The organism is bacterium, from assembly GCA_030654305.1.
Lineage (GTDB): Bacteria > Krumholzibacteriota > Krumholzibacteriia > LZORAL124-64-63 > LZORAL124-64-63 > PNOJ01.
On the sequence record JAURXS010000277.1, the window covers coordinates 1 to 15,324 of the forward strand.

The following is a 15,324-nucleotide window of genomic DNA, read 5'->3' on the forward strand; positions in this document are numbered from 1 at the left end:
CCGCGCCGCCCCCGGCGGCGCCGGGCCGGGGCGCGCGGCCGCACGCCGTCTACGACGAGGACCTGGCCCGCGCCCTGCTGGCGGCCGGCGCCGCCACGGGTGTGCCCCTGCACGCCGGCGTCTACGGCAGCATGTGGGGCCCCGCCTACGAGACCAAGGCGGAGATCGGGATGCTGCGCCGGGCCGGCTGCGACGCCGTGGGCATGTCGACGGCGCCGGAGACGTCCCTGCTGGCGGCGCTGGGCGTCCGGGTGGTCGGGCTGTCCTGCATCACCAACCCCGCCCGGGAGGTGGGGCAACCGGAACTGTCGCACCAGGATGTCGTAGAAGCGGGCGCGATGGTGCGGGACCGCATGGCCCGCCTGCTGCTGGACTTCCTCCCGCGCCTGGGCTGACCCGGGCGCGTTGCCGAAAGGGGTGAACCCGCATGTTCGACATCACGTTCATGCTGCTGATCCCGGTGTTCATCTTCGCCCTCTGGGCGCAGAACCGGGTCCAGTCCACCTACGCCAAGTACTCGCGCGTGCCCGCCGCGCGCGGCCTGACCGGGCAGGAGGCGGCCCGCCGCCTGCTGGACGCCGGCGGCCTCTCGGCGGTGGGCATCGAGCGCGTCGCGGGCAACCTGACCGACCACTACGACCCGCGCAAGCGCGTGCTGCGCCTCAGCGACGCCAACTACGACGGCCGCAGCGTCGCCGCGCTGGGCGTCGCCTGCCACGAGGCGGGCCACGCCCTGCAGCACGCCCGCGGCTACGCGCCGCTGCAGGCCCGGCAGGCCATCTGGCCGGTGGCGCGCTTCGGCAGCACCCTGGCCATGCCCCTGTTCTTCATCGGGTTCCTGTTCCACTACCCGATGTTCATGGACGTGGGCATCCTGGTCTACGCCGTGGCGGCGGTGTTCACGGTGGTGACCCTGCCCGTGGAGTTCGACGCCAGCCACCGCGCCGTGCAGCTGCTGACGACGCACGGCATCGTGTCGACGCAGGAGCGCGGGCAGGTGCAGGCGGTGCTCAACGCCGCCGCGCTGACCTACGTCGCCTCGGCCCTGATGGCCGTGACCCAGCTGTTGCGGCTGCTGCTGCTGCGCGGACGCCGCTGAGCGTCCGCCGATCCCGACCCCGAACCCGGCTCCGCCGGACCTGGAGGACCTGATGCGTCGCAAGCTCGTCGCCGGAAACTGGAAGCTGAACCTCGGACCGGCCGCCGCCGCGAAGCTGGCGCGGCAGGTGGCCCTCGGCGTGCCGGGCCTCGACCGGCCGCCCGAGGTGCTGGTCTGCCCGCCCTACGTCTCGATCCCGGCCGTGGCCGCCGTCCTGAAGGACAGCGCCGTGCGGCTCGGCGCCCAGAACTGCGCCGTCGAGGACGCCGGCGCCTTCACCGGCGAGGTCTCCGCGCCGATGCTGGCCGAGGCCGGGGCGACCCACGTCATCGTCGCCCACTCCGAGCGGCGGACCCACCAGCGCGAGACCGACGACGACTTCGTGCGCAAGATCGACCGCGCCCACGCGGCCGGCCTCACGGCCGTCTTCTGCTACGGCGAGCGCCTCGAGGAGCGGCGGGCCGGCCGCGAGCGCGACGTGGTCCGCGCCCAGCTCGCGGGCGTGCTGCCGCGCCTGGCGGCGGCCACGCCCGCGAACCTGGTGCTGGCCTACGAGCCGGTCTGGGCCATCGGCACCGGCGAGACGGCGACCCCCGAACAGGCCCAGGAGATCCACGCCTTTTCGCGCGGGATCGTGGGCGAGCTGCTCGGCAACGACGCGGCCGCGAGGATGCGGATCCTCTACGGCGGCAGCATGAAGCCCGACAACGCGGCGGAGCTGATGCGGCAGCCGGACATCGACGGCGGCCTGATCGGCGGCGCCAGCCTCAAGGCCGAGGATTTCCTGGCGATCGTGCGCGGCGCCATCTGACGCTTCCAACCCGGGAGACGACCATGTACCGACGCCTCCAGCGCCCGGCCGCCGTCGCGGTGTGCGCGTTGCTGATCACGATCATGACGGTGACCGCGGCGCTCGCCGCCGGCGACGCCCCGACCTTCCCCGACCCGGTCTTCCCCGATCTGCCGCCCGGCGCCGAGGTCCTGCGCCTGGAGAACGGCCTGCAGGTGGTGCTGCTGCCCAACCCGGCCCAGCCCATGGCGGTGGTGCTGACCCAGGTGAGGGTCGGGTCGGCCTACGAGGACTTCCGCACCAGCGGCATGAGCCACATGCTCGAGCACCTGCTGTTCAACGGCACCACGGCGCTGACCCAGGAGGAGCTGTACGCGGCCGCCGACCGCCTCGGCGCCTGGAACAACGCCCACACGAGCGACTTCTTCACCAACTTCATCATGATCGTCCCGTCGCCGAAGCTGGCCGAGGGCGTGGCCCTGCAGGCCGGGATGCTGTTCCATTCCACGCTGCCGGCCGACAAGTTCGAGAAGGAGCGGGGCATCGTGGTGGGCGAGATCGTCCAGGCGCGCGACCGCGACGAGGACCCCGCGGGCGGGATCATCCGCGAGGCCACCTTCGCGGGCAGCAGCCTCGCGCTGCCGACCCTCGGCACCCTGAGCACGATCGAGAACCTGAGCCGGGACGACGTCGACGCCTTCTACCGCCACCACTACGTGCCCAACAACATGATCACCACGGTGGCCGGCGGCTTCGACCGCGACGCCGTCCTCGCCATGCTGCGCGAGCACTTCGGCTCGGTGCCGCCCGGCACCGTGCAGCGGCCGCCGCTGACGCCCGCGCCGCCGGTGGACGTCCCCGACGCGATCACCCGCCGGGGCGGCGACGCCCACGTGCTGGCCCTGGTCTTCGAGGCGCCCGGCTACGGCGCCAACGACTACTTCGCCTTCGAAGCCCTGACCGGCCTGCTGGAGGCGCCCGCGACGGGACTGCTGGCGCGGGCCTTCGCGAAGCTGCCCGAGGACCGGCGGCCCGATGTGTCGTCGTGGTGGGACCGGGCCGACGGCTTCGCGCGCCTCACGCTGCGGCTGGACCTGCCGGCGGACGCCGACCCCGCCCTCTACCGCAGGCTGGTCGTGGACGCCCTGGCCGCGGCCGCGAAGAAGGGCTTCGTGCCGGCCGACGTCACCGAGATCGTGCGCGGCCGCACCACCGCCGCGCTGCTCGAGCGCGAGCAGCTGCGGATGCTGGCCATCACCGCCGCCGAGCCCCTGGTCCTGGGCGGGCCGGACCATTTCCTGGGCTACCTCGACCGCCTGGCCGCCGTCACGCCCGACCGGATCGCGCGCACGCTCGAACGGCGCCTGGTCGGTCGGCCGCACCTCGCGGTGCACGTGCTGCCCGGGGCGGCGGTCGCCGCCGGCGCGGACAGCGCCGCCGTCGCGGTCGAGCGCTCGACCCTGGCCGACGGGGCGGTGCTGGTCACGCTCCACAACCCCGTCTCGCCCCTGTTCGCGGCGCACGTCGCGGTGCGCAACCGCGCCGTGCTGGACGGCGACCACCCCGGCGCCCTGAACCTCGTGCACCGTCTGCTGCGCCGGGGCACGCGTGACTGCGGGCGGGAGTGCCTCGAGCGCCGCTTGGCCGCCCTGGGCGCCGAGCTGAAGCTCGTCGACGACCCGAACATCCCCATGGACGACTACTACACCGGCGGCCGCTTCTCCTGGGTGCGCCTGGAGACCGCCGCCGCCGTCGGCCCCGAGGCCCTGGCCCTGGTGCTCGGCCTGCTGCGCGAGCCCGTCTTCACGGCGGCGGACGTGGCCGACGAACTGGCCGACCAGCAGGCGACCCTCCAGCGCCAGGCCGGCAGCGCCGGCCAGCGCGCGCGCCGCCTGTTCGCCGACGCCCTCTACGGAGCGCACCCGCTGTCCCGCGCCCCCGAGGGCGGGCCGGGCACCCTGGACGGGATCGATCTCGCGACGCTGCAGGACCTGCACCGCCGCGCCTTCGCGCCGGCGAACCTGGTGGTGACCGTGGTGTCGCCGCTGCCCCACGCGCAGGTCGCCGCGATGGTCGAGGCGCACCTGCCCGCCCGCGGCGAGGCCGGCCCCGCGATGCCGCCCCTGCCTGCAACGGCGCAGGACGCCCGCGTGATCGGGACGGCCGGCGGCCCCATGGCCGCGATCCGCACGGGCTCGCTCTTCGCCGTGGATCCCGCCGACGCCCCCGCCCTGCAGATGCTGGTGGCCGTGCTGTCGGACCGGATCGAAATGGACCTGCGCGAGACGCGCGGCTTGAGCTACAGTACGGGCGCCGGCCTGGAGATCCACGGGAGCGAGGCGGCCCTGGAGGCCTGGCTCAACCCGCCGGCGGCGCGCCTGGCCGAAGGCGAGCAGGCGCTGCTGGAGGCGGTGCGCGGCTTCGACGCCGCGACGGTCACGCAGCAGGAGCTGGACAAAGCGCGCGGGGCGCGCGCCGGCCGCCTGATGATGCGCCGGCTGGCGAGCATCAGCCAGGCCTACTACCTGGCGACGGCCGAACTCGACGGCCGGGTCGACGGCTACCTGACGGCGCTCTCGGACCACGACGGCGTCACGCTGGACGACCTCGTGCGCGTGGGCGGGAAGTACCTGGCGAACCGGCCGCTGGTGACCGCGGTCGCGAACTGACCCGGGATCGGGGAGGACCATGTTCCGCAGTGCGACGACCCTCGGCGTCCTGTTGCTGGCCGCGGCCGCGACGTCCGCGGGCGCGATGCCCGTCGTGCGCCACGACGTCCAGGTGCGCTTCGACCTGCCGAACCACGGCTTCGAGGTCGTCGACGTCATGACCGTGCCGGCCGGGGTCGACACCCTGCTGCTGAACGCGGGCGTGTCGCTGCAGAGCCTGACCCGCCGCCACCCCGACGGCGCGGTCGAGGAGCAGCGGCCCGGCGCCGCGATCGGGGAGACCGCGACGCCCGACACGGCGGTCGTCCGCCTGCAGGTCAACCCGGTCGGCCGGCCGCTCGCGGCGGGCGAGACCATGCAGGTGACGCTCGCCTACGCCGCCCGCTGGCGGGAATCCACCGCCGACGTCACGTTCTCCCGCGAGAACGTCGGCCGCGAGATCCAGGGCACGATCTCCGACGAGGGCATCTACCTGGCCGCATCCTCGTACTGGCTGCCGCTGGCCGACAAGGCGCTGCACGTCTACCGCCTGAAGGTCGTCACGCCGGCCGGCTGGGAGCCGCTGACCCAGGGCGAACGCACGCTGCACCAGGAGCAGGACGGCCAGCTGACCACCGTGTGGGAGTCCGACGAGCCCTCCGACAGCCTCACCCTGATCGCCAACCGCTACCAGGTGACCGAGCGCGATTTCGGCGGCGTCCTGGGCGCCACCTACTTCCTCGCGGACGAACCGGCGCTGGTCGAGACCTACCTGGAGCGCACCGGCGCCTACCTCGACATGTACCGCGAGATGATCGGCCCGTACCCCTTCAACCGCTTCACCACGGTCGAGAACTGGTTCCCCACGGGCTACGGCATGCCCGGCTGGACCCTGCTCGGCGGCCAGGTGCTGCGCCTGCCGTTCATCCCCACCACGAGCTTCGGCCACGAGATCGCCCACAACTGGTGGGGCAACTCGGTGTTCGTCGACGCCGCGGGCGGCAACTGGTGCGAGGGGCTGACCGTCTACTGCGCCGACTACCACTACAAGGAGCTGGAGTCGCCCGCCGCCGCGCGCGAGTACCGCCGCACCCTGCTGAAGGACTACGCCGCCTACGTGCGCGACGGGCGCGACCTGCCGCTGCGGGACTTCCGCGAGCGCCACAGCGGCGCCACGCGGGCCGTGGGCTACGGCAAGTCGATGATGGTCTTCCACATGATCGACGAGGCGATCGGCCGCGACGCCTTCCTGGCCGCCCTGCGCGAGGTCGCCCGCACGCACCTGTTCCGCGAGGCCGCCTGGGACGACTTCCTGCGGCCTTCGCCACGCACGGCGCCCGCGACCTGACGGCCTTCGGCGAGGCCTGGCTGGGCCGTGCCGGCGCTCCCCTGCTGCGGCTGGAGTCGGCCGTGCGCGACGGCGACCGGGTGACCGCGACGCTGACCCAGGACGTCGCGGCGGGCGAGCCCGCCTGGCCGCTGCGGGTGCCGGTCACGGCCGCGACTCCCGCGGGCCCGGTCACGACGATCGTGGAGATGGACGGACCCCGCGCCGTCCACGCCTGGGCGGCGCCCGGCGCGACTGCGGTCCAGGTGGATCCCGATTATCATGTCTTCAGGCGTTTGCATCCCGAGGAGATCGAGCCGACCCTCAGCCAGGTCCTCGGCGATCCCGCGCCCCGCTTCGTCCTGCCGGCCGGCCCGCTGGCCGGGGCGGCGGCGGCGTTCGCCGCGGATTGGGTCGAAGCGGGCGAGGCCGTCGTCGTGGACGCCGCCGCGGACCCCGAGGGTCACAGCCGGATCCTGGTGAACCCGGACGGCGCCACGGCACAGGCGCTGCTGCCGGCGCCGACGCAACTCGCGGGCGGGCTGCTGTTCCTGAACGGGCAGCGCCTCGATCTCGCGACCAGTGACGCGGTCCTGGCCGTACCCGCTCCCGGCCGGCCGGGGGCCGCCGACCTGCTGGTCTTCTGTCGCTCGGCCGAACGCCTGGCGGCGCTGGCCGGACGCCTGAGCCACTACGGCAAGTACTCGCACCTCGTGTTCCCCGCCCGGGGAGCCGCGCTCAAGGGCAACTGGGAGGCCGCGGCCTCGCCCCTGCGCGTGGACCTGCCCGGCATGACAAAGGAGAGATGACATGCACAAGAAGATGATGTTCGTGTTGCTGATGACGGCGGTCCTGGCCATGGTCCTGGGCGGTTGCGGCATGAGCCGGACCCAGAAGGGCGCCGTGATCGGCGGCGCGGCGGGCGCCGGCGCCGGCGTGCTGATCGGCAAGGACAACACCAAGGGCGCCGTGATCGGCGGCGCGGCGGGCGCCGTCGTGGGCGGCCTCATCGGCTCCTACCTCGACAACCAGGCGCGCGAGATGGAGGAGATCGAGGGCGCCGAGGTCCGGCGCGAGGGCGACGAGCTGCAGGTCACCTTCGACAACGCGATCCTGTTCGACTACGACTCGTCGTCCCTGAAGATCGCGTCCCAGGACCAGCTGCGCGAGGTCGCCGACGTGCTCTCGCGCTACCCGGACACCGACATCTTGGTCCTCGGGCACACCGACAGCTCGGGCTCCGACGACTACAACCAGTCGCTCAGCGAACGCCGCGCCGCCGCGGTCCGCGGCTTCCTGATGGGCGCCGGCGTGGCCTCGAGCCGCATCACCGCCCGCGGCTACGGCGAGTCCGCCCCGGTCGCCGACAACGGCTCCGAGTCCGGCCGCGCGCAGAACCGTCGCGTGGAGCTGAACGTCCAGGTCAACGAGGAATTCCGCCAGCGCGCCGCCGAGTAGGGCCGGTCCGCATCCGATACGAGGCGGGCGGCGTCGTCGCCGCCCGCCGTCACCACCGCCCGCCCAACCAGGGAGCCGAACGTGACCACCTACGAGAGCCTGCAGCCCCGGTCCGTCTGGAGCATCTTCGCCGAACTGTCCCGCATCCCCCGCGGCTCCGGCAACGAGGCCGCGGTCCTGGACATGCTCAAGGCCTGGGCCGACGCCCGCGGCCTGAAGTGGAGCCAGGACAAGGTGGGCAACCTGCTGGTGCGCATCCCGGGCACGCCGGGCCGCGAGAAGTCCGCGCCGGTGCTCGTGCAGGGCCACGTCGACATGGTCTGCGAGAAGAACGGCGCCACGAAGCACGACTTCGCGAAGGACCCGATCAAGCTGCTGGTCGACGACGGCTGGGTGACGGCCGACGGCACCACGCTGGGCGCCGATAACGGCATCGGCGTGGCCATGGGGCTCGCCCTGGCCGAGGAGAAGGGCCTGTCGCACCCGCCGGTGGAGGTGCTGCTGACCGTCGACGAGGAGCGCGGCCTGACCGGCGCGGCCGGCGTCGAGCCCGGCTTCTTCAGCGCCCGCCGCATGATCAACCTCGACTCCGAGGAGGACCGCTCCCTGTTCATCGGCTGCGCCGGCGGCCGTGACTCCGTCATCACGGTGAAGAACAAGAAGAGCGCCCTGGGCAAGGGTCTCGTCGGGCGGAAGATCGTCGTGTCGGGGCTCAAGGGCGGCCACTCCGGTCTGGACATCGACAAGAACCGCGGCAACGCGATCATGATCCTGGCGCGCCTGCTGCTGGCCGCGCGCGAGACGGTGCCCTTCAAGCTCGTGGACCTCGAGGGCGGCAGCATGCGCAACGCCATCCCGCGCGAGGCCACGGCCCGCGTGGCGGTGCCCGAGGCGCAGGCCGGCGCGTTCAAGAAGCTCGTCGACAAGGCGGCGGCGCGCATCGTGGCCGAGGAGCTGGCCGGCATCGACGACCAGGCGGTCGTGAAGGTCGCCAAGTGCAAGGTGGACCACAGCCTGGGCGGCAACTGCACCCTGCGCGTGCTGCGCCTGCTCGAGGCGCTGCCCAACGGCGTGCTGGCCATGAGCCGCGCCATCCCCGGCCTGGTCGAGACCAGCTCCAACGTGGGCGTGGTGAAGACCAAGGGGACCGCGGTGGAGATCGTCTGCTGCAGCCGCTCGTCGAACATGTCGGCCCTGGACGGCCTCGTGCAGCGGCACCGGTCCCTCGTCGGCTTGCTGGACGACCGCGCCGCGATCGAACAGCCCGAGGGCTACCCCGGCTGGCAGCCGAACCCGGCCTCGCCCCTGGTGCAGGCCACGGCGCGCTCCTACGAGCGGATCTTCAAGGTCGTGCCGGAGCTGAAGGCGATCCACGCCGGGCTCGAGTGCGGCCTGCTGACCGAGAAGTACCCGGACCTGGACATCGTCTCCTTCGGCCCGGACATCCACGGCGCCCACTCGCCCGACGAGAAGGTGAGCGTGGCCTCGGTCGCGAAGGTCTGGCAGCTGTTCACCGGGGTGATGAGCGAGCTCTAGAGAGGCTCCCGCCGAAACGGAAGCGGCCCCTGCTCCGCCGGAGCAGGGGCCGTTCGCGTGTGGGGAGGCGAGGGGTCACTCGCGGGGATCGCGGGGACGGTCGTCGTCCCGCCCGCCGTCCCCTTCCAGGTCCGCGGCCCGCCGCACGGCGTCGCGGAAGTCGCGGACGCGCTCGTCGCCGCGCAGGTCCCGGGCCAGGTCGTCGGCCAGCGGGACCAGGTCGGCGACGCGGTGCTCCTTCGCCCAGAAGCTGTGCCGCAGGATCTCGGCGAACTCCGCCACGGCGGCCTGCAGGCGGAACCGCTCCGGCGCGGCGGCGAAGCTCCGCGAGAGGTCTTCCAGGCCGACCCGCCGCTCGATCTCGTGGACCTCGCCGCGGCCGCGGCCGCGGCCGGCGGGCTCCTCGTAGCGGATGCGCACGGTCGCGAGGCGGGGGGCGCGGCGCCGCACGAGCGGGTCGGGCCGTTCGTCTCCGCGCACGAGCTTCAGCTCGTAGAGCGCGGTCACGGCGTGGCCGGCGCCGACCTCGCCCGCGTCCACGTCGTCGCGGCGGAAGTCGCGGTCGGCGACGTCGCGGTTCTCGTAGCCCAGCAACCGGTAGCGGTCGACCGTCGCGGGGTCGAACTCCACCTGGATCTTCGCGTCGCGGGCGATGACCTGCAGGGTGGCGGACAGGTTCTCGCGGAAGATGCGATCGGCCTCGTCGAGGCGGTCCACGTAGGCGTAGTTGCCGTCGCCGGTGTCGGCCAGCCGCTCCATCAGCACGTCGTTGTAGTTGCCCATGCCGAAGCCCACCGTCGACAGGTAGATGCCGCGGTCGGACTCGCGGCGCACGCGCGCGAGGATGTCGTCGGCCGCGGTCTGCTCCAGGTTGGCCACGCCGTCCGAGCAGAGGATCAGCCGGTTGTTGGCGCGGTCGTCGTAGTGGCGGCGCGCCATGTCGTAGGCCTCGTCGAGGCCGGCGGCCGCGTTGGTGCTGCCCTCGGGCCGCAGGCGCTCGACGGCGTCGAGGATCGCGCCGCGCCGCGTGGCGTCCACCGGCTCCAGCACGGTGCGCGCGTCGGACCCGTAGACCACGATGCCCACCCGGTCGCCCTCGCCCAGCTCGTCCACGAGGATGCGCAGGGAGCGCTTCACCAGCTCCAGGCGGTTCTCCTGGTCCATCGAGCCGGACACGTCGATGACGAAGACCAGCTGCGAGGGGCGCCGCCGCTGCGGGCTCACGTCGCGGCCCTGCACGGTCAGCCGCAGCAGGTGGTAGCCGTCGCGGAACGGGGCCGGCGAGCCGTCGGCGTGGATCGCGAAGACGTCGTCGCGCGGGGGCGCGAAGCCGGCGTCGAAGGCGTTGACGAACTCCTCGACCCGCACCGCCGCCGCGGGCGGCAACTGGTTGCGGGACAGGTAGTTGCGCGTGACGGTCCACGACGCCTCGTCCACGTCCACCGCGAAGGTCGACATGCGGTCGTCCTCGACGGCGATGAACGGGTTCACGCCCGCGTGCTCGAAGTACATCAGCTCGTAGGGCTCGCCGTTGGGCGGGGTGGTGCCGCCGGTGACCGAACCGGAGCGGGCGACCGCCTCGGCCGGGCGCTCGAGGCGCAGCTTGGCTTCGCCGGAGCGGCCGCCGCGGGCCTGCTCCACCGAGTCGATGGCGTAGTCGTGGAGCGTGCCGCCCGAGAAGGACTGCGTCGTCGCGGCGTTCCCGGACCCGAAATTGTCCGCCTCCGCCTCGCCCACGAACTCCTGTGTGATGATCAGATCCTCGGGCGGCGGCGACTCGTCGCCGGCCTGCAGGACGTCGACGGCACCGGAGGGCGCGGCCGGGCCGGTCGCCGCGGCGGCCTTCCCGGAGGTGTCCTTGTCGCGGCTCGCGGGGAGCACGGGAGCCGCGTCCGCCGACTTCCGCTCGTTCGTGCGATCATCGCCGACCACCGGCGCGGGGACGGCCGCGATCTCGCGGCGGGCGGGCGTCGGCACGACCTCCCGCACGGCCGGCGTCGTCGCGTCCGGGGTGTAGCTGTTCAACGGCGCCGGCGGGTCGTTCCGCACCACCAGCAGCACCAGGGCCGCGACCGCCAGGGTCCCCACCGCTCCGGTCGCCGGCAGCAGCAGGGGGCGACGGCGGCGCTGGGGGGGAGCGGCGTCGGCGATCCGCCGCCACAGGTCCTCGCGCTCGTGATCGGTGAGCTGGTGCGCGTTCTTATCGAGATGGCTCTTCATGACCGGCCTCCTCGGATGACGTCCAGGTCGCCGTTCGCGTCCTGGAGCAATGCCCGCATGCTCTGGCACGCCCGGTGGTGGTGGACCCGCGCGGTGGCCTCGGCGCAGCCGAGGCAAGCCGCGACCTCGCGGAACGGGAGTTCCTCGAGTTCCCGCAGCAGCAGGGCCGCCCGCTGCTGCGCGGGCAGCCGCATCAGGGCCGCCCGGAAGGCGGGATCGACGACGGCGTCCACGGGTTCGGGGGGCGTGACCTTCATGTCGGAGGCGGTGTCGAGGGCGAACGCGCGCAGGTGCCCGAGCCGGCGGCGCAGCCCGCGCCGCCAGTCCAGGGTCTTGCGCAGGGCGATGGCGCGCAGCCAGCCGAGCACCGGGGCCTCGCCCCGGTACGTCGACATGCTGCGCATCGCCGTGACGTAGGTCTCCTGCAGCAGGTCCAGGGCGGTGTCGCGATCACCGGTCTGGTAGCACAGGAAGTTGAAGAGCGGCCGGCAGGTCTCTTCGTAGAGGGTCCGCCAGGTCTTCTCGTGGTCCCGTGCCGTGTCGCGCTCGACGGTCAAGGCGGGTCGTCCTGAGGGTTCCGCGTTCATGGTGTCCACCTCCGTTCACCCACCAGGACGTCCGCGGCGGGCGATCCGTTTACACGGGGAGGGGCTTTTCATGAGAAAGCGGCCGGAGGGTGGGCTCGTCAAGCCCGGATAACGAAGCGGCGGCCCCATCCGGGGCCGCCGCCGCTTCGTCGTCGGGATCGCGGACTAGACCCGGCCGCGCAGGCGGCAGGCCTCGGCCACGCGCTGGATGGCGATCATGTACGCCGCGTCGCGCATGTGCACGTTCTGGGCCTCGGCCAGGTCGGCCACGCCGTGGAAGGCCTTGGTCATGATGGCGTCCAGGCGCTCCAGGACCTCGTCCTTGGGCCAGAAGTAGTTCATGTTGCACTGGACCTGCTCGAAGTACGAGCAGGTCACGCCGCCGGCGTTGCACAGGAAGTCGGGGATCGTGTAGACGCCGTTGGCGAACATGATCTCGTCCGCCTCGGGCGTGGTCGGGCCGTTGGCGCCCTCGGCCATGAACTTCACGCGCTTGCTGATCTTCTTGACCGTCGTGGCGTTGACCTGGTTCTCCAGGGCGCAGGGCAGCAGGATGTCGACGTCCTGCTCGATCCAGGCGTCGCCCGGCAGCACCTCGTAGCCGGCGGCCTTGGCCTTGTCCTTGTCGATGCCGCCGAAGCGGTCCGCCATGCCCTGCAGCTCGTGCAGGTCGATCCCGGACGACTTCTTGAAGGTGTAGCTGGTCTGGTCGGCCTGGTCCCAGCTCGAGACGCAGATCGCGCGGCCGCCCAGCTTCGTGTACAGGTCGACGCCGTACTGGGAGACGTTGCCGAAGCCCTGGAAGGAAGCCGTGGTCTTGGCGATGTCGACGCCCTTGCGCTTCAGCGCCTCGCGCAGCGTGTAGACGACCCCGTAACCGGTGGCCTCGGTGCGGCCCTCGCTGCCGCCCATGCCCAGGGGCTTGCCGGTGATCATGCCGGGGAAGTGGCCGCGGTGGATCTTCTCGTACTCGTCCATCATCCACAGCATGTGCTGGCCGTTGGTCATCACGTCGGGAGCGGGCACGTCCTGGACCGGGCCGATGTAGCCGGAGACCTGCTGGACCCAGCCCCGGCACAGCCCCTCCTGCTCGCGCTGGGACAGGTGGTGCGGGTCGCAGATCACGCCGCCCTTGCCGCCGCCCAGCGGGATGTTGACCACGGCGCACTTCCAGGTCATCCAGGTGGCCAGCGCGCGCACCGTGTCGACGGTCTCCTGGGGGTGGAAGCGGATGCCGCCCTTGCAGGGGCCGCGCGCGTCGTTGTGCTGCACGCGGAAGCCGCGGAAGATCTTCATGCTCCCGTCGTCCATGCGCACCGGGACGTTGAACTGGAACTCGCGGTCGGGATTGCGCAGCAGGTCCCGCGTCGCCTGGTCAAGACCCAGCATCTCGGCCACGCGGTCGAACTGCTGCTGGGCCATCGCGAAAGCGTTGAACGACTTGTCGGCCATGTCCTCGCTCCTCGATGAGAATCGTCCCGTGTCCGCGCCCGGATCGGGGCTGGTGCCGGATCCGGACCCCGGGCCGGGATGGCTCGGGTGCGCGTTGCGGCGGCGGGCGAGCCGCCGCCGTGGTGCAAATCTAGGCTCCGGGGGCAGGTCGTCCAAAGAAAAACAGGTCCGCGGTGCGGGCGTGGGCGTGAACGGTTCACGAGGCGGGTCGCGGAACCCGACTTGCCGAACCGGGAAATCCTGCGTATCCCTGTGATGCCTGTTGCAACAACCTTTATGGGAGGCCCCACGTGGACAAGCCCCGGATCGCCGAGACACGGCCCAAGGTGCTCGAGCTGCAGCCCGGCACCTACTACTACTGCTCGTGCGGGGAGTCGCGGAGCCAGCCCTTCTGCGACGGCTCGCACACGGGCACGGCGTTCGCGCCGCTGAAGTTCGAAATCGCCGAGACCACCCGCGCCGCCCTCTGCCAGTGCAAGCGCTCCCGCGAGGAGCCGCACTGCGACGGCAGCCACAAACTCTACACGCAAGGAGAGACGCGATGACGTACCGCAAGACGATGTCGGCCGCCCTGGCCGTCTGCTTCCTGGCGGCGGGCGCCGCCACGGCCGCCACCTACACCATCGACGCCTCGCACTCGTCGGTAGGCTTCAAGGTGCGCCACATGATGGTCAGCAAGGTGACCGGCTCGTTCGGCGAGTTCTCCGGCACCGTCGAGTACGTCGAGGGCCAGACCGGGCAGTGGTCCGCCTCGGCCGTCATCGCCACCGCGTCGGTCAACACCAACGACGCCAAGCGCGACGGCCACCTGAGCGGCACCGACTTCTTCGACGCCGCGAAGTACCCCGAGATCACCTTCGTCTCGAAGGGCGTGCGCCAGGAGGGCGACGGCCTGGTCCTCGTCGGCGACCTGACCATGCACGGCGCGACCAAGCCGGTCGAGCTGGAGCTGGAGTTCAACGGCGCGATGACCGACCCCTGGGGCAACGACCGCATCGGCTTCTCGGCCAAGGGCGTGCTGGACCGCCGCGACTTCGGGATCAGCTACAACACCGTGCTGGACAAGGGCGGGGTGGCGGTGGGCAACGAGGTCGACCTGATGCTGGAGATCGAGGCCATCGCCGCGAAGTAGCGGACGGACGGAACCGGTCGCGAGAAGGGGCGTCCCAGGCGGGACGCCCCTTCCTCTTGTCTGCCTCTTCCTGCGATCAGCGCACCATGACGATGCGGCCGACCTTCGCCTCGTCGCCGGCGCGGGCCCGCACGAAGTACACGCCCGACGGCGCGTGGCGGCCGCCGTCGTCGCGGCCGTCCCAGGTCAGCAGCACCGTACCGGCCGCGCTGTCGCCGGCGTGCAGGCGGCGCACGGCCTGGCCGCGGGCGTTGTAGACGTCCACGGTCAGCGCGCCGGCCCGGGGCAGATCCAGGCGGATGCCGGCGCGGTCGCCGGTCACGCCGCCGAGGACTTCCAGGCCCAGGCCGCGCAGGGCGTCGCCCGCGCCCACGAGGTAGGACGTGTACAGGAAGCTCCAGGTGTCGCCGAGGTCGCCGCGCGCCTCGCTGTCAGCGGCGTAGGCCCGCCACCAGTAGGTGCCGTCCTCGGTGAGTGCGGGGTTGAAGCCCGGCGAGGCCAGGCCGTCGGCGCGGGCGGCCGTGTCGGTGCCCAGGGCGTCGCGATAGACCCGGAAACCGTAGGTGACCACGTCGCCGCTGTCGGGATCGACCGCCGCAGCGGCCGTGAGTTCGGCGGTCGGGCTGAGCTCGCCGCCGTCGAACGGCGACACGAGCGCCGGCGGGGGCGGGGTCTGGTTCTGCGAGCCCAGGCCGGTCACGACCAGGTCGTCGAGGTACCAGCCGTCGTAGACGACCGAGGAGTCGGTCTCGAGCCGGAAGCGCAGGTAGACCGACTGGCCGGCGTAGGCGCCCAGGTCGACCTGGGCCAGGGTCCAGGACGCCAGCGTGCCGTTGTACGTGGCCACCGTCGTCCAGGTCGAGTTGTTGGTCGAGACCTGGACGTAGGCGTAGTCATAGCCCGATTCGAGCGTGTACTTGTGCCAGAACGTCAGCTTGGCGCCGGCGGGCATCGCGATGGGCGTGTTCAGCGAGGCGTAGGTGGCGCTGTTGTCGACGTAGTTGCCGGCGGGCGAATCGTGCAGCGAGTGCGTGGCCGAGTGGCTGGAGCTGGTGACCAGGGCCCAGGTGCCCGT

Annotated in this window: 14 protein-coding genes; 10 read left to right on the forward strand and 4 right to left on the reverse strand. The window is 72.3% G+C overall.

Annotated features, from left to right (window positions below):
* The 8 genes from Q7W29_07920 to Q7W29_07955 form a co-directional block, all read left to right on the forward strand.
* A partial coding sequence (locus tag Q7W29_07920; protein MDO9171742.1) for a purine-nucleoside phosphorylase occupies positions 1-395 on the forward strand: 395 nt, incomplete at its 5' end.
* Between the two features lie 32 nt (positions 396-427).
* Positions 428-1,099 carry a zinc metallopeptidase gene (locus Q7W29_07925; GenBank protein ID MDO9171743.1) on the forward strand — a complete coding sequence of 224 codons (672 nt, stop codon included), beginning with the start codon at positions 428-430 and terminating at the stop codon, positions 1,097-1,099.
* A gap of 52 nt (positions 1,100-1,151) precedes the next feature.
* Positions 1,152-1,910 (forward strand): triose-phosphate isomerase, encoded by a 759-nt coding sequence (gene tpiA, locus Q7W29_07930; GenBank protein MDO9171744.1) that lies wholly within the window; start codon positions 1,152-1,154, stop codon positions 1,908-1,910.
* Positions 1,911-1,933: 23 nt separating this feature from the next.
* Positions 1,934-4,558: an insulinase family protein gene (locus Q7W29_07935; GenBank protein ID MDO9171745.1), complete on the forward strand. Its 2,625-nt coding sequence runs from the start codon at positions 1,934-1,936 to the stop codon at positions 4,556-4,558.
* Between the two features lie 19 nt (positions 4,559-4,577).
* Positions 4,578-5,885 (forward strand): M1 family aminopeptidase, encoded by a 1,308-nt coding sequence (locus tag Q7W29_07940; GenBank protein MDO9171746.1) that lies wholly within the window; start codon positions 4,578-4,580, stop codon positions 5,883-5,885.
* Positions 5,886-5,947: 62 nt separating this feature from the next.
* Positions 5,948-6,673, forward strand: coding sequence for a hypothetical protein (locus Q7W29_07945; GenBank protein MDO9171747.1), 726 nt, complete (start codon positions 5,948-5,950; stop codon positions 6,671-6,673).
* Between the two features lies 1 nt (position 6,674).
* Entirely contained in the window at positions 6,675-7,322 is a 648-nt protein-coding gene (locus Q7W29_07950; protein ID MDO9171748.1) for an OmpA family protein, read from the forward strand.
* An 81-nt stretch (positions 7,323-7,403) separates the two neighbouring features.
* Complete coding sequence (locus Q7W29_07955) at positions 7,404-8,858, forward strand: aminoacyl-histidine dipeptidase (protein MDO9171749.1); 1,455 nt, start codon at positions 7,404-7,406, stop codon at positions 8,856-8,858.
* A 75-nt stretch (positions 8,859-8,933) separates the two neighbouring features.
* Here Q7W29_07955 and Q7W29_07960 read toward each other — a convergent pair whose 3' ends face one another.
* The 3 genes from Q7W29_07960 to Q7W29_07970 form a co-directional block, all read right to left on the reverse strand.
* A complete protein-coding gene (locus tag Q7W29_07960) occupies positions 8,934-11,078 on the reverse strand; it encodes a von Willebrand factor type A domain-containing protein (GenBank protein ID MDO9171750.1) in 2,145 nt (714 codons plus the stop codon).
* Complete coding sequence (locus Q7W29_07965; GenBank protein ID MDO9171751.1) at positions 11,075-11,665, reverse strand: RNA polymerase sigma factor; 591 nt, start codon at positions 11,663-11,665, stop codon at positions 11,075-11,077. The genes Q7W29_07960 and Q7W29_07965 overlap by 4 nt, the downstream gene beginning before the upstream one ends.
* Positions 11,666-11,830: 165 nt before the next feature.
* Positions 11,831-13,117 (reverse strand): Glu/Leu/Phe/Val dehydrogenase, encoded by a 1,287-nt coding sequence (locus Q7W29_07970; GenBank protein MDO9171752.1) that lies wholly within the window; start codon positions 13,115-13,117, stop codon positions 11,831-11,833.
* Positions 13,118-13,407: 290 nt separating this feature from the next.
* Between Q7W29_07970 and Q7W29_07975 the strand changes: the two genes are divergently transcribed.
* Together Q7W29_07975 and Q7W29_07980 are read left to right on the forward strand one after the other, a co-directional pair.
* Positions 13,408-13,662, forward strand: coding sequence for a CDGSH iron-sulfur domain-containing protein (locus Q7W29_07975; GenBank protein MDO9171753.1), 255 nt, complete (start codon positions 13,408-13,410; stop codon positions 13,660-13,662).
* Complete coding sequence (locus Q7W29_07980) at positions 13,659-14,249, forward strand: YceI family protein (GenBank protein ID MDO9171754.1); 591 nt, start codon at positions 13,659-13,661, stop codon at positions 14,247-14,249. Before Q7W29_07975 ends, Q7W29_07980 begins: the two co-directional genes overlap by 4 nt.
* Positions 14,250-14,325: 76 nt before the next feature.
* Here the strand turns inward: Q7W29_07980 and Q7W29_07985 are convergent.
* The coding region (locus tag Q7W29_07985; protein ID MDO9171755.1) for a FlgD immunoglobulin-like domain containing protein at positions 14,326-15,324 on the reverse strand (999 nt) is incomplete at its 5' end.

What these genes read in the sequence shown, in the direction of transcription:
- Q7W29_07960 (MDO9171750.1), bottom strand. Translation starts at nt 11,078, where the DNA reads ATGAAGAGCCATCTCGATAAGAACGCGCACCAGCTCACCGATCACGAG.
- Q7W29_07950 (MDO9171748.1), top strand. Translation starts at nt 6,675, where the DNA reads ATGCACAAGAAGATGATGTTCGTGTTGCTGATGACGGCGGTCCTGGCC.
- Q7W29_07980 (MDO9171754.1), top strand. Translation starts at nt 13,659, where the DNA reads ATGACGTACCGCAAGACGATGTCGGCCGCCCTGGCCGTCTGCTTCCTG.
- Q7W29_07925 (MDO9171743.1), top strand. Translation starts at nt 428, where the DNA reads ATGTTCGACATCACGTTCATGCTGCTGATCCCGGTGTTCATCTTCGCC.
- Q7W29_07940 (MDO9171746.1), top strand. Translation starts at nt 4,578, where the DNA reads ATGTTCCGCAGTGCGACGACCCTCGGCGTCCTGTTGCTGGCCGCGGCC.
- Q7W29_07970 (MDO9171752.1), bottom strand. Translation starts at nt 13,117, where the DNA reads ATGGCCGACAAGTCGTTCAACGCTTTCGCGATGGCCCAGCAGCAGTTC.
- tpiA (MDO9171744.1), top strand. Translation starts at nt 1,152, where the DNA reads ATGCGTCGCAAGCTCGTCGCCGGAAACTGGAAGCTGAACCTCGGACCG.
- Q7W29_07935 (MDO9171745.1), top strand. Translation starts at nt 1,934, where the DNA reads ATGTACCGACGCCTCCAGCGCCCGGCCGCCGTCGCGGTGTGCGCGTTG.
- Q7W29_07965 (MDO9171751.1), bottom strand. Translation starts at nt 11,665, where the DNA reads ATGAACGCGGAACCCTCAGGACGACCCGCCTTGACCGTCGAGCGCGAC.